Consider the following 18,223-nt stretch of genomic DNA (forward strand, 5'->3'; position numbering starts at 1 on the left):
GCACGCAGATGGCACGCAGGTGGCACGCAGGCGGCACGTGTGGTGCTGTCGCTGTCATCACCCCGCCGGGGCCGTATTCCAGGCGTCCGCGTGTTCCGGGGCGGTGGACGATTGCGGCGCCTGCCAGGAGAACCGATATCGGCCCCGGCGCGTTGACGGCTCGGCTCCACTTTCCCGCCTCCTGTTGATGAAGATCAAGCCCGGCACGGGGATCCGGCGCGCGGCGCTACCGGCGCGGGCGCGCGCCGGGGGCCGGCCTTGGCCTGGGCGGGGCGGGGCGCCTCACCACGGCGTGGGCGGCGAGACGCGCCCGCCCATGGTGTCGTGCCAGGCGCGGCGCAGCTGCGCCACGTGCTGGCGCGACTGCCGGTACTTGTCGCCGCGCGCGCCGCCGGCCTTGGCGAAGCGCCAGTGGCGCAGCGCGCGCAGGCCGTGCCAGGCGGATGCGAGCCGGTTGCTGGCCCAGGCCGTCAGCCAGCCGTGGTGCTTGCGGTGATACAGCAGTGCGCTGCGCATGTGCCACGGCGTGAGCTGGGCGCCGGCGCCGGGGAGGTCACCGCCGGCATGGCGCACGCGCAGTTCCGGCCAGTACTGCACCGTGTAACCGTGGCCGCGCGCGCGCCGGCACAGGTCCACCTCTTCGTAGTAGCGGAAGAAGCGCAGGTCGAAGCCGCCGAGCGCCGCGAACAGTGTCGTGCGCACGAAGGCGAAGGCGCCCGGCACCCAGTCGACTTCGGCGGGCACGGCGGGATCGCAGCAGGTGCGGTCCGCGCGGCCGCACAGGCGCGAGCGCGGGAAGCGCGCCGCCAGGCCGCTCAGCGCCAGCGCTTCGTTGAGCAGCGAGGGGAAGCGCCGGGCCGAGGGCCGGTCGCTGCCGTCGTCACCCAGCAGGCGCCCGCCGGCGATGCCGACGCCCGGTTCCGACCACATGCGCTGCAGGCCTTGCGCGATGCAGGCCGGCGTGGCCGATACGCGGGGATCGAGCAGCAGCAGGATGTGCGCATCGGCGCGGCTGGCGGCGAGGTTGACCGCGCCGGCGAAGCCGAGGTCGCGCGGGCTGCGCACCAGCGTGACCCAGGGGTGCTGCGCGGCGACCAGCTCGGCGCTGCCGTCGCGCGAGGCGTTGTCGACCACGATGAGCTGCCAGTCGGCCGGCCGCACGCCGGGGCGCAGGCCGTCCAGCAGGCGCAGGATGCCGTGCGCCGAGTTGCGGGTGACGACCAGGATCGCCAGGCCGTGTGCCGGCGCGCGGGGCTTGTGGCGGCGCGTGTCGCGGGACGGGCCGTTGGACTGGTAGTACGAGGTTTCAGTCGGCATGGCGGGTCTCCCGGCGGGCGCAGCGGGCGCGCGCCGGCCCTCGGCCAGCCGCAGCAAGGTGCCCGGTCTCATCGCGGCTCTCCCTGCCCGGCGCGGCGCCGCGCGGCGAAGGTGATGCCGGGGTGCGCGTGCAGGGAAGCGTCGTACGCCCGCAGCGTGTAGTCGGTCAGCGCGGGAGCACCGCCGTGCCGCGCCGGCCAGCCGCTGCGCAGCCGGTGCCACGGGATCGGCAGCTTCCGCAGGGGCGAGTGCACGAGGTGAAGCGCGGCGGAGCGTTCGTTGCCGTCCACCAGGCACCTGTGCATGGCCGCGCGCAGCATGGCCAGCAGCGCCGCGCCGGCCACGGCCGCGCTGGCCGCCGGCCCCGCCGCCAGGGCGGCGGCCAGTACCAGGGGCAGCGCCGCGATGGCGGCGCCATGCAGCAGGTTGCGGTGGATGTCGCGCAGCTGCTGCGCGTTGTCGCGCTGGCGGCAGTGCGCCGGGACCTTGGCCTGCGCCCGGCCTGCGCGCGTGGTGCCGCACCGGGCCTGGCTGACGGGGGGGACGGTGCGGGGGACGGCAACCTCGTGCGGGGTCGCGGGTGCGTCCAGCAGGAGGATGCGCCAGCCCGTGGCGCGCAGCTGGCGGCACAGCTCCGGTCCCGCGCCGGTGTCCAGGCTGTCGTCGAAGCCGCCGGCCTCGATCAGCGCGTCGAGGCGGAACAGGGCGTTGGCGCCGCGATCGGCGGCCCGGCCGGAGGCCGCCTCGTGCCCGTCGCCCCATACGGCGGCGTAGCGTCCGCGCCGCAGCGCGGCCAGCGCCAGCCGGGGGAAGGCGGGGGCGAGCAGGGTATCGCCGTCGAGGAACAGCACGGCGGTGGCGCGCGCGCTCCGCCAGCCCGCATTGCGGCCGGCCGCGCTGCCGGGGCGGATGCCCTGGGCCGGGCTGCCACCGACCGGACCGGCCTCGACGTAGATCAGCTCGTAGGCCAGACCGCGCCAGTCGGCGCCGTGCACGCTGTCGAGGCAGCGCCGCAGGCGGGCCCCGTCGTCGTGTCCGATCACCACCACCGAGATGTCGGGGGCGGTCGTGCAGCCGGGGTGGCCGGCCGTTCCGTACAGGCTGTCGCGGGTGTGGTGCAGGGGAGGATTCGGCATGGTCGGCTCCGCTTGGTCGGTCCAGTCTGTGTCGGTGTGCGTCGGTACGGCGCGGGTTCAGCCGCGCGGCTGCAGCAGGTCGCGGTAGCGCTGCGCCAGCCGGGCCGGGTGGAAACGGTCCGACAGTTCGGCGCGGGCATTGGCCACCACCGCGTTGAGCAGCGCGGCCGGGGCCGACTGCAGTGCCTGCAGCGCGTCGGCAAGCGCGTCGGGATCGTTGGCCGCATAGTGGAAGCCGGTCTCGCCGTGCCGCACCAGGCCGCCGGCACCGCCGGCGTTGGGCACCAGCACCGGCACGCCGGCGGCAAAGGCTTCCAGCACCACCAGGCCGAACGGCTCCTCGGCGCAGGTGTGGACCAGCAGGTCCGAGCTGCGCAGCTGGCCGGCCGCGTCGGCACGGAAGCCGTGCAGCGTGACATTGGGCAGCCCGGCCGCGGCCGCGCGCAGTTCCGCTTCCTGTTCACCGCTGCCGTACAGGTCGAATTGCATGGCGCCCAGGGCCGGATGGCTGCGCACCGCCTGCAGCAGCAGGCCCGCGCGCTTGATGCGGTCGAGCCGGCTCAGCATCAGTACGCGCCGCACGCCGGCCTCGCGGAACACCGGGCGCCAGGCCACCGCCGACGGCTCGATGAAGTTCTCCACCACGCTGATGCGCGCGGCGTCCACCCCGTGCGCGACCAGCCGTTCGCGCACGAAGTCGGAGACCGCGACGAAAGCCACCGGGAACGGCTGCAGCAGGCGCTTGTAGCCGTAGCTGAGGCGTTCGTCGCTGCCCCCGCGCACGATGTGCAGGTGGCGCACGCGCGCGCGCCCCAGGGCCTGCGCCAGCACCACCAGGAAGGCCTGCGACAGGTCGAGCGAGGCCACCGCGAGCTCGGGCTCGCGGCGCGCGGCGCGCCACAGCAGGCGCGCCAGGCCGGCGCTCGACCGGAAGCTCTCGCTGCGCAGCCCGCACTGGCTGGCGTGCGCATGCACCGGTCCCGGCGGCGCCACGATCACGCCGTCGAAGCTGTCGGCGAGGTGCTGCAGCGTGCGGATGGCCATCCGCTCGGTGCCGGATAGCTCACCGCTGGGGAGGATGTAGAGGAGAGGCGTGGCCATCATGGACATCCAGCATGTTGTTCTGGATGCCATTGCACCGCGGAGCGGCGCCGGGATGGTTACACGATTGCAAAACCGCGGCGGCCCGCCAGGATCGGGCGCGCGGCCGCGCCGGCCTCAGCCGCCCGCGCTGGCGGCCAGCGCCGCGTGCAGGCGCTTGACCAGGGTGGCATGGTTGACGCCGTCGGCGTGGCCGTAGCGCACGGCGTCGCAGCTTTCGCGGATGATGAAGAGGCCGAAGCCGCCTTCGGAGCCGCCGCTGAAGTCCGGTGCCAGCGTGCGCGGCGGCGAGAACGGCGTGCCGGTGTAGAACAGTTCGAGCTGGCAGGCGTCGGGCGCGGCGCGGAAGATGAACTCCAGCGGGCCGCCGTCTTCGGCGTGGCCGCCGTGCCGGACCGCGTTGCTGGCCAGTTCCACCGCGGCCAGGGCCAGGGCGCTGGCCTGCACCTCGTCGAGCCCGCCGTCGCGCCCATGGGCCTCGACGAAGGTGTGCAGGGCCTTGAGCTGCGTCATCGCGCGCGGCATCTCGAAGCGCCATTCGCGCGCGCCGGCGGCCTCGGCCGGGGTCTGCAGCACCAGCATGGTCATGTCGTCGGCGATCCTGCCGTCCGCCGTGTAGGCCTGCATCACGTGCTGCATGCCGCGCGCGATGGTGCCGGGGCGCTGGTGCGTGCCCAGCAGCCGGTGCAGCGTGTCGGTCATGCGCGGCAGGCCGAAACGCTCGCCATCGGTGCCCACCGCGTCGGTCACGCCGTCGGAATACAGCACCACGGTCTGCCCGGCACCGAGCGCCACCTCGGACTGCTCGATGTCGGCGCTCTCGAGCACGCCCAGCGGCGGATGCTGGTTGGCCAGGAAGCGGTGGCTGCCGTCGGCGCCGAGCAGCAGCGTCTCCTCGTGGCCGCAGCCGACCCAGGTCAGGGTGTTGCGGTTGCGGTCGATGCGCAGGTAGCACACGGTGACGAAGCTCTCGAGCTCTTCCAGCTGCCGGTGCATGGCCCGCTGCACGTGGGCGATGATCTCGGCCGGCTGCGGCGGCGCGCGCCGGTTGCCGCGCGCGGCGCCGGCCGCGCCCGCCGCGATCGCCGGCACGGCCTGGGGGGCACGGTCGGCCGGCCCGCCGCGGGTGACCAGTTCGGCCAGCGAGCGCGCGAACTGCATCTTCAGGCCGGCGCCCAGCAGCGCGGCCGGCACGCCCTTGCCCATGGCGTCGCCGACCAGGATGTCGAAGCAGCCCTCGCTGAACTGGAACAGGTCGAAGAAATCCCCGTTGATGCCCTGCGAGGCGGTATTGAAGCCAGACAGGAAGCAGTCGAGCACGGCCGGCGGCAGGTCGCGCGTGAGCAGGGCGCGCTGGATGCCCGCCCCCAGTTCCAGCTCGGCGCGGCGCGCCGCCTCGATGGCGCGCTCGCCGGCGATCTGGCGGCTGATGTCGGTCTGGATCAGGAAGATCTGGCGCAGCCGTCCGTGCGCGTCGAGGTCCGGCACGATGGTGGAGGCGGCCCAGTACAGGGTGCCGTCCTTTTTCTGGTGCACCAGCTGCCCCGCCCAGGCCTGCGCGGCCCGGACCAGGGCGAGCGGGTCGTGCTCGATCGGTTCGCGCTGGCCCTTCGGCGCGAGCAGGCGCAGGTCCTGGCCGACCAGCTCCTCGCGCCGGTAGCCGCTGACTTCGGCCAGCTTGCGGTTGGCGTAGGCGATGACGCCCTCGGGCGTGTAGATGCTGACGATGGCGTGCTGGTCCAGCGCGCGCTTGAGCACGCGCAGGCTCGCCGACGATTCGCGGTAGCGCTCCAGCAGCTGCTCGCGCTCCTCGGCTGCCTGCTTGGCCTCGGAGATATCGCGCAGGGTGCAGGAGAGGATGCTCTCGCCGTCGGACTCCACCGGCACCACCGAGACTTCGAGCGGAAAGCGCTCGCCGTTGGCGCGCATGGCCGGCAGCTCCCAGCGCTGTCCCGCGTGCTGGGCGTGGATGCCGCCGCGCAGCGTGCGCGCCACGCCGTCGAGCGCGCCGCGCGATTCCGGCGGGAACACCAGGGCGTCCAGCGAGCGCCCGAGCGCATCCTGCGCGCGGTGGCCGAAGATGCGTTCGGCCTCGTGGTTGAACTCCAGGATGTGGCCGCGCGCGTCCAGCGTGACCATGCCGTCCATGGCCGAGGCCAGGATGGCGCTCTTGCGCGCCTCGCTGGCGGCGATCTCGCGGTGCAGCGCGAACAGGGCGGCGCGCACCTGTTCGTTGCTGCGCAGGCTGCGCCAGGCCGCCCCCGCCACCAGGCCGAGCAGGGCCAGCCCGGCGGCCAGCGCGATGGCCACCCAGTGCATCAGGCCCTGCCAGCCGGCCAGCGCTGCGTCGAGCCCCAGCTCGACCATCACCACCAGCGGCCAGCGGCGCGAGGCGCGGTAGGCGAGCAGGGCCGGCTCGCCGTCCAGGCCGATGCCGGACAGGCTGCCGTGGTCGCGCTGCGACAGCAGCTCGCGGAAGACCGGATTGGCCGAGAAGTTGGCGCCGGGGGCCGCCTGGATGCCCTCGGTGGCCGCCAGCAGCGTGCCGTCGTAGTGCAGCAGCGCGGCGGTGCGGCCGGCGTCGGACAGCATCAGTCCGAAGGTATTGGCCAGGTAGTCGGTGTTCAGCGCGATCACCATGTAGGCGTCGCCGCCGCTGCGCAGGGCCACGTGCCGCACCAGCGGCACGAAGCTCAGCGGCAGCATGCGCAGGGCCGGGTCGGGATGGCGGGCCAGTTCGGAATCGGCCAGGTCGCGGCCCGCCACCGGCTTGCCGATCCGCAGCGCGTCGGCGTTGTCGGTGTCCGCGAGGCGCGGCAGGCGCTCCGGATCGATGCGCTTGCCGCGCGCCTGCGGGTTGGAGCTGGCCAGGATCAGTCCGTCGGCGGCGACCAGCGAGAAGCTGCGCACCGAGGGCGTGCCGGCGATGGCCTGGGTGAGCAGCAGGTCGATGCGTTCGCGGCTGGCCTGGCTGTCGTAGGCGGCCAGGTCTTCGCGGAAGGCGTCGCCGAGGATGGCGGCCGTGCCGACCGCGCGGCTCGACTGGTCGTCGAGCGCGCGCGCCAGCATCTCGACGTTGTCGAGCTCGTTGTCGATGGCGTTCCTGCGCTCCCACCAGGCGAAGCCGGCGGCGGCGGCGACCATCAGGCTGGCGATGGCGGCCGCGGCCCACAGCACCATGGTGCTGGTGAGCCAGGCAGGCGGATGGCCGGTGCCGCGGCCGGGCGGCGCCTCGGGTGGTTTCACTGGCGGATCAGCACCTCGGTCAGCCCGTGGCGGCGCGCAGCCTGTTCCAGCCGGCCGTCGTGCTTGATGCGCTCGACGAAGGCGTTGATGGTCCGGTACCACTCCTCGTCGTCTTGGCGCATGGCGTAGGCGTAGGGTATGCGGTGGAAGGGTTGGGACGGCGAGACCAGCCGCGCCCAGTCCGCATTATCGAGCAGGCGGCGGCTGTAAGGGTAGTCCGTCATGAAGACATCGACACGGCCGGCCTGCAACTCCTGTTCGCGCGTCTGCGGCGGAGCCAGCACCACCAGGTTGGCCTGCTTGAGGCTGGCGCGCATCACCGGTTCCATGAAGGTGCCGGCCTGCACCGCCACGTTGACGCCGGGCTTGTCGATATCGGCCCAGCTGCGCACGATGCGGCTGGCGCGCATGGTGATGCCGTAGATGTCGCTCTGCAGGTAGGGCTGGCTGAAGCGCAGCACGGCCTGGCGCTGCGGCAGCACGCCGACGGCGAACATGGCCACGTCGCAGCGGTCGCCGCGCACGTCGTCGATCAGCGTGGCGAAGGACGAGTCGACATAGGCCACCTTGACGCCGAGGTCGGCGCCGAGCGCCGCCGACAGGTCGATGTCGATGCCGCGCAGCTGCTGGGTGCGCGGGTCGCGGTAGGTGATGCCGTAGTAATCCGGCCAGATGCAGACGCGTACCTGGTGCCGGCTCTTGACTCGTTCGGCGACCACGCCGGCGTGGGCGTGCGGCACCGTCGCCGCCAGGCAGCAGGCGGCCAGGGCCAGCAGCCAGGCCATCCGCCACGGGCCGCGCTGCGCCAGCGTGGCCTGCGCGCGCGCAGCGGCGCCCCCGCGACGGGTGTCGGGTTCAGGTGTCATGTTCTGGTTTTCCCCTTGCAATGCAAATGACTCGGGCCGGGCGCCGACCGTCAGCGCGGTCGGGCCTGCGGCAATCTGGCGGCTGGCGTGGCCGGAATCGGCGCTGCCGCTCTTGGCTGGATGGCGCTTGGGCAAGCGGATCACGTCGGCCTCTTCGCGCGTGAGGCTGGCGCCGTGGCCGGCGGTGCGGGGTACGCGTTCATGCGCGCCGACCGCGCAGCCGGCCGGCGCGGCAGCCCGGCCACGGGGCGGCCGGCAGTGCGGCCAGTGCGGCCAGTGCGGCGGGGGCAGCCAGCGCTGCCAGCGTTGCCAGCGCGGCCATGGACAGCGTGCCGCTGTCGATGCGGGACGCCGGCATGCCGGCGGCGCTGCTCAGGATGAGGAATGGGGTCCACGGTCCATATTTCATCCATCGGGCGTGGGACAGTGCCAGCGGCGGCCCGGCACGGCGGGCGGGCAGGCGGGGCGGCTGGCGGCCCGCCGGCAAGTCCGTTTCTCCGCGCCGCAGCATGGCCAGGACGGCCGTCGGTGTCGGCTTGGCATGGTGGGCGATGGACATGGCGGCTCCCCGGGGAATCGGTACCTGAATCGGTACCTGGATTGAAGCGCACCGTGGCCGACACAATGTGGCCGCTTTGTGAACTTTGTCGGCCATCCTCGTGCGCGGCCGGCGCCCGGCTCAACCCCGGTGTCCCGGCACCAGGGCGACTTCCCGGTGTCCGCCGTCGTCCGGTGTGCGTCGTGTGGGGGGAAGGCAGGGGGCGCCGCAGGTGACCTCCTGCGGATGCTGCCGTGCCGGCGGCCAGGCGGTGCGGCAAGCGGCCTTCGTCATGCGCCATGCCGGCCGGGGCCCGGGGCTCCGGCCGGGCAGGCTCTCAGCCGTGGCGGCTGGCGGTCGGGCGCGCGGCGTTGCCGCGTGGCAGGCGGTACGAAGCCAGGTGCTGGCAGCGCGCGGCCGCGGCCCGTGCGTGCCGGCGCGAGGGCTGCCGGCGCGGCTGGCTGGCGGCGGTCGCCGTGGCAGGCATGCGGCCGGCCTGGGGGGCGGCGGCGTAGAGGCAGGTCGGGGCTGGCATGGTGACCTCCGTTGGCGTGGCTCAGGCGAAGGCGCGCACGGCGTCTTCGGCGGTAGCGTGGATGCTGAACACGCGGTGCATGCGCATCAGCTCGAACAGGGCCTGCACCGGGCGCAGCATGCCGCACAGCTTGAAATCGCCCTGGCTCTTGTGGGTGCGGCGCAGGCAGGCGATCAGCGCGCCCAGGCCCGAGCTGTCGACGAAGCTCAGCGCCGACATGTCGAAGACGACGCGCTGGTAGTCTTCCAGCAAGGGGTTGATGGCTTCCTTGAATGCCTTGACGTTGCTGGCGTCGAGGTGGGCCTCGTCGAGCCGGATCAGCAGGACGCCGGAGGTTTCCCGGATGGCCGTCAATTGCATGGCAAGCTCCTTGTTCTCCGGCCGGGCGGAAAAAGGCGCCGGCCGCAGGGTGATTAAATGCGGGAAGGGCGTTCACAATGTCACCGCTTTGTGAATTCGCGCGCGCTTGCCGCGCACCGGCATCAGCCGGCAAGGCCGTCGGCATCGGCGCCGGAGGTGCCGCCGGGGCCCGCGGGCGTGGCGAGGGTGGAGAGCGTGGCGCGCAAGCCGGCGAGGGTGGCCAGCAGGGCGGGGGACGGGGCGGCGGCGGCCATGACCGCGTCTTCCAGCGCGCGCGCCTGCGCGCCCAGCGGCGCGAGGCCATGCAGGCCGGCGGCGCCGGCCAGGCGGTGCAGCACGGCGGCGGCGGCCAGGCGGGCCTGTGCCGCCGTTTCCGGCGCCGCTTCGGCCGCGGCCGAGGCGGCCCAGGCCTCGACGGCCCGGGCCAGCTCGTCGGCGCGGCCGGGCAGGCCGGCGAGGAAACGCTCGCGCAGGCGCTGCAGTTGCCGCTGCGCGGCCGCCGCGCTATCCGGCGCCGATGCCACGCCCGTGTTCCCAGTAGATGCGCAGGTTGTCCGCCAGCGTCATGGGATCGAAGGGTTTGACGATGACGCCGGTGGCGCCATGCTCCAGCAGCGCCTCGATCTCGTGCGGCAGGGCGCGCGCCGACATCAGCACCACCGGCGTGCCGCGCAGCGCCGGCATGGCGCGGATGGCCTGCATCGCCTCGGGCCCCGTCATGCCCGGCATCATCACGTCGAGCAGGATCAGGTCGGGCCGGAAGCCCGGTGCCTGCTCGACCGCCGCACGCCCGTCGGCGCACATGCAGACCTCGTAGCCGCCGACGGTGGCCAGGCTGAGTTCGAGAATGGTGCGGATGTCGGGGTCGTCCTCGGCGCACAGCACCCGCCGCAAGGCGTCCATGGCGTCAGTCTCCGGCCAGGTTGGCGGCCAGCCGCACGGCGCGCAGGAAGGCATCGTTGCCGGTGCCGCGCTTGCTCAGCAGGGTGAAGCCATGGGCGCCGGCCTGCTCCGCGCCGATCACGTCGGTGTACAGCAGCACCGGTGCCGGTCCGGCCAGCCGCCGCAGGCGCACGCAGACCGTGTCCAGGGGGCCGTCCGCGCCGGCCGGGTCGGCGATCAGCAGGGCAGGCGCCGGGGCCGCTTCGTCCACCGCCTGCCCGAGGTCGTCGAGGCAATGCAACTCGCACAGCGGCGACAGCAGCGCCGCGATGCGGTCGCGCGCGCGGGGATCGCCATCGATCACCATCACCTGCGGCTGCGACAGCGTGCGTTCGGCGCCGCCCCGCCAGACCGGCAGGTCGACCACGAACTCGGCCCCGTGCCCGGCGGTGGACACCGCGCTGACCTTGCCACCCATGCGTTCGATCAGCAGCCGGCTGATGTGCAGGCCCAGGCCGGTGCCGGCACCGCTGCGGCGGTCGGTCTGCTCGGCCTGCGAGAACTTCTCGAACAGCCTGGCGCGGAAGGCCGGGTCGATGCCCGGGCCGTGGTCGCGCACGGCGATGCGCAGGCGGCCCTGGGTGCAGTGGCAGCGGATTTCCACCGGCTGCTCCGGCGGCGAGTGCTTGACCGCGTTCGACAGCAGGTTGGCCATCACCTGCAGGAAGCGGTCGGCGTCGATCTCGGCCCGCAGTCCCGGCGGCGGCGGCGCCACCACCTGCAGCGTGCGCCCGAGCCGGCGCGCATAGTCGGCATTGGCCTGCACCGCTTCCGCCAGCAGCGGTTCCAGCGCCTGCACGCGCAGGTTCAGCATCATGCGGTCGGCTTCCAGCTTGGTCAGGTCGAGCACGTCGTCGATCAGCCGGCCGAGCCGCTCGCCGTTGCGCTGCGCGACCTCGGTCAGGCGCCGCGCCTGCTCCGGCAGCTCGCCGGCGGCGCCGCCGGCGAGCAGGCCGAGCGCGCCCAGCACCGAGGTCAGCGGGGTGCGCAGCTCGTGGCTGATGGTGCTGAGGAATTCGTCCTTCAGGCGTTCGAGGCGGCGCCGCTCGCTGAGGTCGCGCAGCACCAGCGACACGCGTGCCGCGCTGCCGCTGGGCCAGCCGGTCATGCCGATCTCGGCGGCGCTCTCGCGGCCGTCGGCGCGGCGCAGGTTGCGCTCGATGCGGACCTGGCGCGCGTCGCCCGGCTCCAGCGGCGGCAGCCCGGAGGGAATCAGCGAGTGCAGCGGGATGCCGTCGGGTGGCAGGGCGGACAAGCCCAGCAGCGCCAGGCCGGCGCGGTTCGCGTCGCAGATGCGCTGCGCGCCGTCGAGCGCCAGCACGGCGTCGCCGACATGGTCGAACAGCGCGCGGTTGTGCATGGCCTGCGCCGCCAGCCGCGTCTGCAGCTCGAGCGCGCGGCCGATATTGCGCAGCTTGGCCTGCAGCAGTTCCGGGCTGACCGGCTTGAGCAGGTAGTCGTCGGCGCCCTGCTCGATGGCCTTGACGAAATGGTCGGCGCCACTCATCGACGACATCACCACCACCGGCAGCCAGCTGTATGGCTCGCGCGCGCGCAGGCGGCGCGTGGCCTCGAAGCCGTCCATGTCGGGCATCAGCAGGTCCAGCAGCACCAGGTCGACATGGCGGGCCGCGACCACGGCGAGCGCTTCCTCGCCGCTGCCTGCCTCGACCGCCCGGTGCCCGGCTTCGCGCACCCGCTGGGCGGTCTCGGCGCGGCTGGCCGGCATGTCGTCGACGACCAGCACCTGCAGGCACTGTGGCGTATCGGGGGGAATGGCGGAGATGGCGGCGGAGTCTGGCATCGATCCCTTCGGCTCGGGTCCAGCGGAGGCGGCGTGCCGGAAGCGGCATGGGCCGCCCGATTATGCCACGCCGGTCCGGCCCCGTCGGCGCGCCCGCCCCCCCCATGGGAGGGGCATGCGGTGGCGTGCCGGAGACGGCGGGGCATGTGCTTTCACAATGTCGCCACCATTTGCGCCGCTTCGGCGCCTTTAATGGCAGCAAGGGGGAACCGATGGGGAGCGAAGGGGGGAGTGATGGAGGAACAGGCCGGCGCGGTGCGAAACACGACGCGCTGGACGATGCCGACGAGTGCACCAACACAGAACGCCAAGCACACGGTCTTGGCTCCCTCTCCCCGCATGTGGAGAGGGCGGGGGAGAGGGGTGGTTTAGCAAGGCGCCACGCATGACGAAGCCGTCGGTGTGGTCCAGCACGCGAGCATCGGGACGAAGCCGATGGTGTAATCCCAAGCTGCGGCCGGCCGGCGCCTGCCCTCTCCCCCGGCCCCTCTCCCGCAAGCGGGAGAGGGGAGCAAACCGGCGGTAGCGAGAAGGCTCAAGTCCTGCCGGCAACCGGTGGAAACGGGGAGTAAGAAACGGGCGGGAAACGGGGGAAACGGGGGAAACGGGGGAAACGGGGGAAACGGGGGAAACGGGGGAAACGGGGGAAACGGGGGGGAGCGGAAAAGGCGGGAGGGCCGGCAGGGAGGCGTGGCCCTCCCGCCAGGACCGCTCAGGCCAGCGCCAGCGGCGCGGCGAAGATATAGCCGACGCGGTGCGCCGTGCGCAGCGGCAGTTCGCTGCGCGTCAGGCTGCGCCAGCGCTGGCGCAACCGGCTGACCAGGGTTTCCAGGCGCCGTTCGTCGTAGTGCAGCCACTCCTGGCCGAAGTTCTCCACGATTTCGCGGCGGCTGGCCGGCTGGCCCGGGTGGCGTGCCAGCAGTTCGAGCAGGCTGCCCTCGTTGACCGAGACCATCATGCGCGAGCCTTCCGGCGCGATCAGTTCGCTGGCCTGGCGGTCGAGCTGCCAGCTCGCGGCCACGCGCCGGCTCAGGGCGCGCAGTACCGCGTCGAATTCCAGCAGCTTGACGGGCTTGACCAGGTAGTGGTCGGCGCCGTCCTCGAAGCCGCGCACCTTGTCCTGCGTCTCGCCGCGCGCGGTCAGCATGACGATGCCGCAGCCCGGGCGCTGCCGGCGCAGGCGGGCGACGGCTTCGAAGCCGGTGCCGTCCGGCAGCATCACGTCGATCACGGCGATGTCGGCCTGTTCGATCAGGGGCGCGGACTCGGCCAGGCTGCCGGCCTGGAGCACCGTCCAGCCCCGCTTCTGCAGGAAGGCGGCGATTTCCTCGCGCAGTTCCGCCTCGTCCTCGAGCAAAAGAATGCTTCGCATGTCCGGGTCCAGGGATGGCGTATGCCACATCGGATGGCAATGGGAACCCTTTACGGACAGCCGGAGCGAAAACTTGAGCGGCCAGGCGCCTTGCGCTGCACAGGGGATCAGCCGGCGCGCCCGCCGGCCTGCTTGCGCCAGGCCACCGGCGCCATGCCGAAGCGGGCCGAGAACCAGCGCGAGAAGGCGGCCGGCGAGCCGTAGCCGAGCAGCCCGGACACGCGTGTGAGCGAGTACTGCGGGTTTTCCACGTAGCGCCGGGCCAGTTCGCGGCGCACTTCGTCGAGGATGCCGGTGAAGGTCTCGCCCGCCTCGTCGAGCTGGCGCTGCATGGTACGCAGGCTCAGGCCGAGCCCCTGCGCCACCGCGGCGCTGGTGGCCCGCCCCATCGGCAGCAGCAGGTAGATGGCAGCGCGCACCTCGTGGCCGATGGCGCCGCCGCCGGGGGCCGGCAGGGCATCGACGAAGCGCTGCGCATAGCGCGCCATGACCGGGTCGGCGCCGGGATTGGGCGCGTCCAGGTCGGCCGCCAGGCAGACGATGCCGTTGAATTCGCTGTTGAAGACCAGCGGGCAGGCGAACAGCCGGCGATGTGCGCGCAGGTCGGCTGGCGCCGCATGCGTGAAGTTCACGCTGACCGGCTGCCAGCGCGCGCCCAGCAGCGCGCTGCCCAGGCGCGCCAGCACGCCGATGGCGAGTTCGGTGGCCTGGCGTGAGCCCGGTGCGGACACCAGTTCGTGGCGGATCACGACCGTCTTGCCGACGTCCTCCAGCAGCAGCGCGATCGAATCGTTGACCAGGTGGCGGTAGCGGATCAGCGTGGCCAGCGCCGCGCGCAGCGTGGGCTGCTGGCCGATCAACAGGCTCATTGCGCCGAAATCGGACAACTGGCGGGTTTCAGCCATGCGCAGGCCGAAGGTCAGGCAGCCGCTGGCCTGGGCCGAGGCTTCCAGCAGCGCCACCACGGCGGCGGCCGGCACGCGCCGGTCCGGGTCCTGCAGCATGGCGCGGCTCAGGCCGACCCGGCGCAGCAGCGGCTGCGGATTGAGGCCGAGGCTGTGCGCGACCTCGAAGAAATGGCTCAGTGCCGCGGCACGTATCAGCGTCTCCACGTCCCGACTGTCTCCGTATTGTTGTCCCGGGTTGTCCCGGGTTGCCCCTGGGCTGGCCTGGCGTGCCGGCCGCCCCGGCACGCGCAGCGATCATAGATGTGCCTGGCATGAAATGCAAAGTTCCCGGTGCGCAATGCAAAGCGCGCCGCGGCGCCGGCACCTACAGTGCACAGCATGCATGGCGCGCCTCGCGCGCCGCGATCACGACAGGAGACAACCGATGGCCAAGGTCATCCGCATGTATGAAACCGGCGGTCCCGAAGTGCTGCGCTGCGAACAGGTCGAAGTCGGCGATCCCGGCCCCGGCGAGGTCCGCATCCGCCACGTGGCGGTCGGGCTGAACTACGCCGACACCTATTTCCGCACGGGCATCTATCCGGTGCCGCTGCCGAGCGGCATTGGCGTGGAGGCTGCCGGCATCGTCGAGGCCGTGGGACCGGGCGTGAACAACGTGGCGGTCGGCGACCGCGTCACCTACACCGGCTTCGTCAACACGCTGGGTGCCTACAGCACCGAGCGCCTGGTGCCGGCGGCGCCGCTGATCCGCCTGCCCGAGACCATCAGCTGCGAGATCGCGGCCGCCATGACCATGCGCGGCCTGACCTCGGCCTACCTGATGCGCCGCATCCACGCCTTCCGCGCCGGCGACACCGTCCTGCTGCACGCCGCCGCCGGCGGCGTCGGCCTGATCGTCTCGCAGTGGGCCAAGCTGCTCGGCCTGACCGTGATCGGCACGGTCTCGTCCGAGGCCAAGGCCGAGGTGGCGCGCGCCCATGGCTGCGACCATGTGATCAACTACAGCCACGAGGATGTCGCCCGCCGCGTGCGCGAGCTGACGGACGGCGTGGGCGTATCGGTGGTGTTCGACAGCGTCGGCAAGAACACCTTCATGGCCTCGCTGGATTCGCTCAAGCGGCGCGGCACCATGGTCTGCGTCGGCACCGCCTCGGGCCCGATCCCGCCCTTCGATCCCGTGCTGCTGGCCATGAAGGGCTCGCTGTTCCTGACCCGCCCGGCGCTGGCCGACTACATCGCCGATCCGGCCGAGAAGGCCGAGCTGGCCGGCGAGCTGTTCGACCACGTCGGCGCCGGCCGCATCCGCATCGAGATCCACCAGCACTACGCGCTGGAAGATGCCGTGCAGGCGCACCGCGACCTGGAAGCGCGCAAGACCACCGGTTCGTCGATCTTCGTCATCTGAGGAGGCCGCCATGCAAGTCAGCCAACTCACCTGTGCGCTCGGCGCCGAACTGCGCGGCGTGCAGCTTGCCGACGCCGTGCGCGACGACGGCCTGTTCGCCGAGATCCGCGCCCTGCTGCTGCGCCATCGCGTGCTGTTCCTGCGCAAGCAGGAACTGAGCCGCGCCGAGCACGTGGCCTTCGCGCGCCGTTTCGGCGAACTGGAAGACCATCCGGTCGCCGGCAGCGATCCCGAGCACCCCGGCCTGGTACGCATCTACAAGACGCCGGACCAGCCCAACGACCGCTACGAGAACGCCTGGCACTCCGACACCACCTGGCGCGAGGCGCCGCAGTTCGGCGCGGTGCTGCGCTGCGTGGAGTGCCCGCCGGTGGGCGGCGACACCATGTGGGCCAATATGGTGCTGGCCTACGAAAACCTGCCGGCCCACGTCAAGGAACAGATCGCCGACCTGCGCGCGCGCCACAGCATCGAAGCCAGCTTCGGCGCGGCGATGCCGATCGAGAAGCGGCTCGCGCTGAAGGCGCAGTATCCGGACGCCGAGCATCCGGTGGTGCGCACCCACCCCGAGACCGGCGAGAAGATCCTCTACGTGAACGGCTTCACCACCCACTTCACCAACTACCACACGCCGGCACGCGTGCGCTTCGGGCAGGACGGCAACCCCGGCGCGGCCGACCTGCTGCGCTACCTGATCAGCCAGGCCTATATCCCCGAGTTCCAGGTGCGCTGGCGCTGGGAACCGGACAGCGTGGCGATCTGGGACAACAGCGCGACCCAGCACTACGCGGTGATGGACTACCCGCCCTGCCACCGCAAGATGGAGCGGGCGGGCATTATCGGCAGCAGGCCGTTCTGAGCGGCGGCGAGCGCATCGTCTTCGTGGGCGGGATCCCGAAGGCGGGCGCAGGCCGGATCGATAACAAGACGCTGCGCACGCATGCAGCCCAGGCAGGAAGGGAAAGCTCAGTGCCAGCCGCAGCGCGGCTGGCGTTTTTTCTTTGCGGCGGCGAAAGCGCAGGCCGGCATCCAGATCAGGACCCCTGCCACCGGATCCCGATGATCGATTCCCACCCGATGGACGATGCGCCGGGCCGCGTCAGCCCAGGCAGCGACGCCACGACGGATCACAGATCCGCCCAGGCCGCGACGACACCCACCGCGTAGAGCGAACCGAGCACCGCGCAGATGCCCGACGACACCAGCCAGAAGCGCGTGGAGTTCTCGGGGAACGCGGGCCTGAGAAGCGGGAAGCAGACGGCGCGTGCCAGGTAGACCGCGCCGATGCAGGCGAGCGCTGGTTTCGTCCATGGCAGGCGAGGACCGATGCCGGCGCCCGAGAAGGCGTACATGGCCCAGAGCAGCAGCACGCCGGCGATGAACAAGGTCAGCAATGCCGGCCGGATCTGGCCGGCCTCGGCCGCGCGCGCCATGCGCTCGCCCGCACCCATGAACCGATAGGCGCGGGCACCGACGGCGATGCAGGCCAGGTGGGCCGCGGCGGCGGCGGCGCTCAGCACGCCGCCGAGCACGAGGGCTTGGGCGCCGGTATCAAGCATGGTCGAAGCAGCCGTTGCGCACCACGCAGGCATCGGCGGCCAGCCGATCCGCTTGGGTATCCGCTGGGGTATCCGCTTGAGCGCGGGTGCGGGAAACGGCCTCGCGCAGGCGGACCAGCGCGTCGCGCCGCAGATCCCTTGCCCGGATGCCGTCCGTCTGCGATTCCCATCTGTCGTCAATCCGCATGTCGTTCCTGTCATCGATGCGTTCGATTTTGTGGCAGTGTGATCGGGGCAGTCCTGGTTGTCAAAACGCCGCAAGGGGGGAATGCAGCGCGGCGCCACGGCGCTTCCCGCAGCGGTGCCTCCGTCGCGCGTTCTCATGCCGTACCCCTGCAGATTTCGCCTCCATCCCGATCGGCTGCCTTGCCGGCCGGAGTCCATCGACAGCGCAAGGCGGCTCGGGCGCGGCGGCCACAGGGTGCGTCATGACGTCCTACCATTTCAGGTAGTTACGGAATCCGTCGGCACATTGTTCAATCTAGCCCAGTTCTGACTGAGGGGATTGCATTGAACATCGTTTCCGGAACCGCGAAGGAATTGGGCAGATCGCTTACGGATCGTATCGCCCGCTACCGCTACAAGGTCTTCGTCCAGCAACTCGGCTGGCGCATGCCTTGCGGGCAGGAAGGGGAACTGGACCAGTTCGATCACCCCGAGACCTTCTATGTCGTGGCCCAATCGCATAGCGAGATCGTGGGCATCGCGCGGCTGCTGCCCACGACCCGGCCCTATCTCCTCGCGGAGGTCTTCCCGCAATTGCTCGACGGCGCCGCTCCGCCTTCGTCGGCCCGCGTCTGGGAGCTGTCGCGCTTCGCCGCGACACCGCCGCATGGCGCGAGGAACGGACCCCTCGATCATTTCTCCTCGCCGCTGGCGGTTGCGCTGCTCGCGGCCGCGTTGGCCTGCGCCGCAAGGCAAGGCGCTGCGCATGTCATCACCGTCTCGCCCCTCGCGGTCGAGCGCCTCTTGCGCAAGGCCGGCTTCAGCGCACGACGCGTGGGCGCACCCATGGTCCACGACGAGGAGTCTCTGATCGCCTGCCTGATCGACGCACACGCGATCCCGCCTGTGGATGGGCACCGCGCCGCCGGCACGCAGCATGGCGGGCAGCTCGCCCTGGCCTGACATCCA

18 protein-coding genes are annotated in these 18,223 nt (G+C 72.1%); 4 read left to right on the forward strand and 14 right to left on the reverse strand.

Going from position 1 to position 18,223, the window contains the following annotated elements; genetic code table 11:
• Positions 1-282: 282 nt before the first annotated feature.
• The 13 genes from BKK81_RS22515 to BKK81_RS22575 form a co-directional block, all read right to left on the reverse strand.
• Positions 283-1,317, reverse strand: a complete 1,035-nt coding sequence (locus BKK81_RS22515) for a glycosyltransferase family 2 protein (protein WP_083384354.1) — start codon at positions 1,315-1,317, stop codon at positions 283-285.
• Between the two features lie 68 nt (positions 1,318-1,385).
• Positions 1,386-2,453 (reverse strand): glycosyltransferase family 2 protein, encoded by a 1,068-nt coding sequence (locus BKK81_RS22520; RefSeq protein WP_071017858.1) that lies wholly within the window; start codon positions 2,451-2,453, stop codon positions 1,386-1,388.
• Positions 2,454-2,510: 57 nt separating this feature from the next.
• Positions 2,511-3,557 carry a glycosyltransferase family 4 protein gene (locus BKK81_RS22525; RefSeq protein ID WP_162287362.1) on the reverse strand — a complete coding sequence of 349 codons (1,047 nt, stop codon included), beginning with the start codon at positions 3,555-3,557 and terminating at the stop codon, positions 2,511-2,513.
• A 114-nt stretch (positions 3,558-3,671) separates the two neighbouring features.
• Entirely contained in the window at positions 3,672-6,800 is a 3,129-nt protein-coding gene (locus BKK81_RS22530; protein ID WP_071017860.1) for a SpoIIE family protein phosphatase, read from the reverse strand.
• Complete coding sequence (locus BKK81_RS22535; RefSeq protein ID WP_071022058.1) at positions 6,797-7,585, reverse strand: ABC transporter substrate-binding protein; 789 nt, start codon at positions 7,583-7,585, stop codon at positions 6,797-6,799. The genes BKK81_RS22530 and BKK81_RS22535 overlap by 4 nt, the downstream gene beginning before the upstream one ends.
• Positions 7,586-7,865: 280 nt before the next feature.
• Entirely contained in the window at positions 7,866-8,225 is a 360-nt protein-coding gene (locus BKK81_RS22540) for a hypothetical protein (RefSeq protein WP_071017868.1), read from the reverse strand.
• A gap of 316 nt (positions 8,226-8,541) precedes the next feature.
• Positions 8,542-8,739 carry a hypothetical protein gene (locus BKK81_RS22545; RefSeq protein WP_071017869.1) on the reverse strand — a complete coding sequence of 66 codons (198 nt, stop codon included), beginning with the start codon at positions 8,737-8,739 and terminating at the stop codon, positions 8,542-8,544.
• A gap of 21 nt (positions 8,740-8,760) precedes the next feature.
• On the reverse strand, positions 8,761-9,099 hold the full coding sequence (locus tag BKK81_RS22550; RefSeq protein ID WP_071017871.1) for an STAS domain-containing protein: 339 nt from the start codon (positions 9,097-9,099) through the stop codon (positions 8,761-8,763).
• 122 nt (positions 9,100-9,221) lie between these two features.
• Positions 9,222-9,623, reverse strand: coding sequence for an Hpt domain-containing protein (locus BKK81_RS22555; RefSeq protein WP_071017873.1), 402 nt, complete (start codon positions 9,621-9,623; stop codon positions 9,222-9,224).
• Positions 9,604-10,002, reverse strand: a complete 399-nt coding sequence (locus BKK81_RS22560; RefSeq protein WP_071017874.1) for a response regulator — start codon at positions 10,000-10,002, stop codon at positions 9,604-9,606. Before BKK81_RS22560 ends, BKK81_RS22555 begins: the two co-directional genes overlap by 20 nt.
• Positions 10,003-10,006: 4 nt before the next feature.
• Positions 10,007-11,845, reverse strand: coding sequence for a hybrid sensor histidine kinase/response regulator (locus tag BKK81_RS22565; RefSeq protein WP_071017876.1), 1,839 nt, complete (start codon positions 11,843-11,845; stop codon positions 10,007-10,009).
• A 712-nt stretch (positions 11,846-12,557) separates the two neighbouring features.
• A complete protein-coding gene (locus BKK81_RS22570; RefSeq protein WP_071017878.1) occupies positions 12,558-13,217 on the reverse strand; it encodes a response regulator transcription factor in 660 nt (219 codons plus the stop codon).
• Positions 13,218-13,324: 107 nt separating this feature from the next.
• The gene (locus BKK81_RS22575; protein ID WP_071017880.1) at positions 13,325-14,329 is read right to left on the reverse strand and encodes an AraC family transcriptional regulator; all 1,005 of its coding nucleotides are present in this window, start codon (positions 14,327-14,329) and stop codon (positions 13,325-13,327) included.
• 220 nt (positions 14,330-14,549) lie between these two features.
• On the opposite strand from BKK81_RS22575, the gene BKK81_RS22580 reads away from it, so the two are divergent.
• Both BKK81_RS22580 and BKK81_RS22585 read left to right on the forward strand, forming a co-directional pair.
• Positions 14,550-15,530 (forward strand): quinone oxidoreductase family protein, encoded by a 981-nt coding sequence (locus BKK81_RS22580; protein WP_071017882.1) that lies wholly within the window; start codon positions 14,550-14,552, stop codon positions 15,528-15,530.
• A gap of 10 nt (positions 15,531-15,540) precedes the next feature.
• Positions 15,541-16,389 carry a TauD/TfdA dioxygenase family protein gene (locus BKK81_RS22585; RefSeq protein ID WP_071017884.1) on the forward strand — a complete coding sequence of 283 codons (849 nt, stop codon included), beginning with the start codon at positions 15,541-15,543 and terminating at the stop codon, positions 16,387-16,389.
• Between the two features lie 268 nt (positions 16,390-16,657).
• On the opposite strand, the gene BKK81_RS22590 is transcribed toward BKK81_RS22585, so the two are convergent.
• Positions 16,658-17,089 carry a hypothetical protein gene (locus BKK81_RS22590; RefSeq protein ID WP_071017886.1) on the reverse strand — a complete coding sequence of 144 codons (432 nt, stop codon included), beginning with the start codon at positions 17,087-17,089 and terminating at the stop codon, positions 16,658-16,660.
• On the opposite strand from BKK81_RS22590, the gene BKK81_RS35585 reads away from it, so the two are divergent.
• Both BKK81_RS35585 and BKK81_RS22600 read left to right on the forward strand, forming a co-directional pair.
• Entirely contained in the window at positions 17,088-17,318 is a 231-nt protein-coding gene (locus BKK81_RS35585; protein ID WP_156811423.1) for a hypothetical protein, read from the forward strand. The genes BKK81_RS22590 and BKK81_RS35585 overlap by 2 nt on opposite strands.
• A gap of 281 nt (positions 17,319-17,599) precedes the next feature.
• A complete protein-coding gene (locus BKK81_RS22600; RefSeq protein WP_083384357.1) occupies positions 17,600-18,217 on the forward strand; it encodes an acyl-homoserine-lactone synthase in 618 nt (205 codons plus the stop codon).
• The last annotated feature ends 6 nt before the right edge of the window (positions 18,218-18,223 follow it).

The organism is Cupriavidus sp. USMAHM13 (assembly GCF_001854285.1).
GTDB classification, from domain to species: domain Bacteria; phylum Pseudomonadota; class Gammaproteobacteria; order Burkholderiales; family Burkholderiaceae; genus Cupriavidus; species Cupriavidus malaysiensis.

Excerpts from the sequence above, each read along its gene's own strand:
- BKK81_RS22515 (WP_083384354.1), bottom strand. The coding sequence starts at position 1,317 with ATGCCGACTGAAACCTCGTACTACCAGTCCAACGGCCCGTCCCGCGAC.
- BKK81_RS22520 (WP_071017858.1), bottom strand. The coding sequence starts at position 2,453 with ATGCCGAATCCTCCCCTGCACCACACCCGCGACAGCCTGTACGGAACG.
- BKK81_RS22525 (WP_162287362.1), bottom strand. The coding sequence starts at position 3,557 with ATGATGGCCACGCCTCTCCTCTACATCCTCCCCAGCGGTGAGCTATCC.
- BKK81_RS22535 (WP_071022058.1), bottom strand. The coding sequence starts at position 7,585 with ATGGCCTGGCTGCTGGCCCTGGCCGCCTGCTGCCTGGCGGCGACGGTG.
- BKK81_RS22540 (WP_071017868.1), bottom strand. The coding sequence starts at position 8,225 with ATGTCCATCGCCCACCATGCCAAGCCGACACCGACGGCCGTCCTGGCC.
- BKK81_RS22545 (WP_071017869.1), bottom strand. The coding sequence starts at position 8,739 with ATGCCAGCCCCGACCTGCCTCTACGCCGCCGCCCCCCAGGCCGGCCGC.
- BKK81_RS22550 (WP_071017871.1), bottom strand. The coding sequence starts at position 9,099 with ATGCAATTGACGGCCATCCGGGAAACCTCCGGCGTCCTGCTGATCCGG.
- BKK81_RS22560 (WP_071017874.1), bottom strand. The coding sequence starts at position 10,002 with ATGGACGCCTTGCGGCGGGTGCTGTGCGCCGAGGACGACCCCGACATC.
- BKK81_RS22565 (WP_071017876.1), bottom strand. The coding sequence starts at position 11,845 with ATGCCAGACTCCGCCGCCATCTCCGCCATTCCCCCCGATACGCCACAG.
- BKK81_RS22570 (WP_071017878.1), bottom strand. The coding sequence starts at position 13,217 with ATGCGAAGCATTCTTTTGCTCGAGGACGAGGCGGAACTGCGCGAGGAA.
- BKK81_RS22580 (WP_071017882.1), top strand. The coding sequence starts at position 14,550 with ATGGCCAAGGTCATCCGCATGTATGAAACCGGCGGTCCCGAAGTGCTG.
- BKK81_RS22585 (WP_071017884.1), top strand. The coding sequence starts at position 15,541 with ATGCAAGTCAGCCAACTCACCTGTGCGCTCGGCGCCGAACTGCGCGGC.
- BKK81_RS35585 (WP_156811423.1), top strand. The coding sequence starts at position 17,088 with ATGGTCGAAGCAGCCGTTGCGCACCACGCAGGCATCGGCGGCCAGCCG.
- BKK81_RS22590 (WP_071017886.1), bottom strand. The coding sequence starts at position 17,089 with ATGCTTGATACCGGCGCCCAAGCCCTCGTGCTCGGCGGCGTGCTGAGC.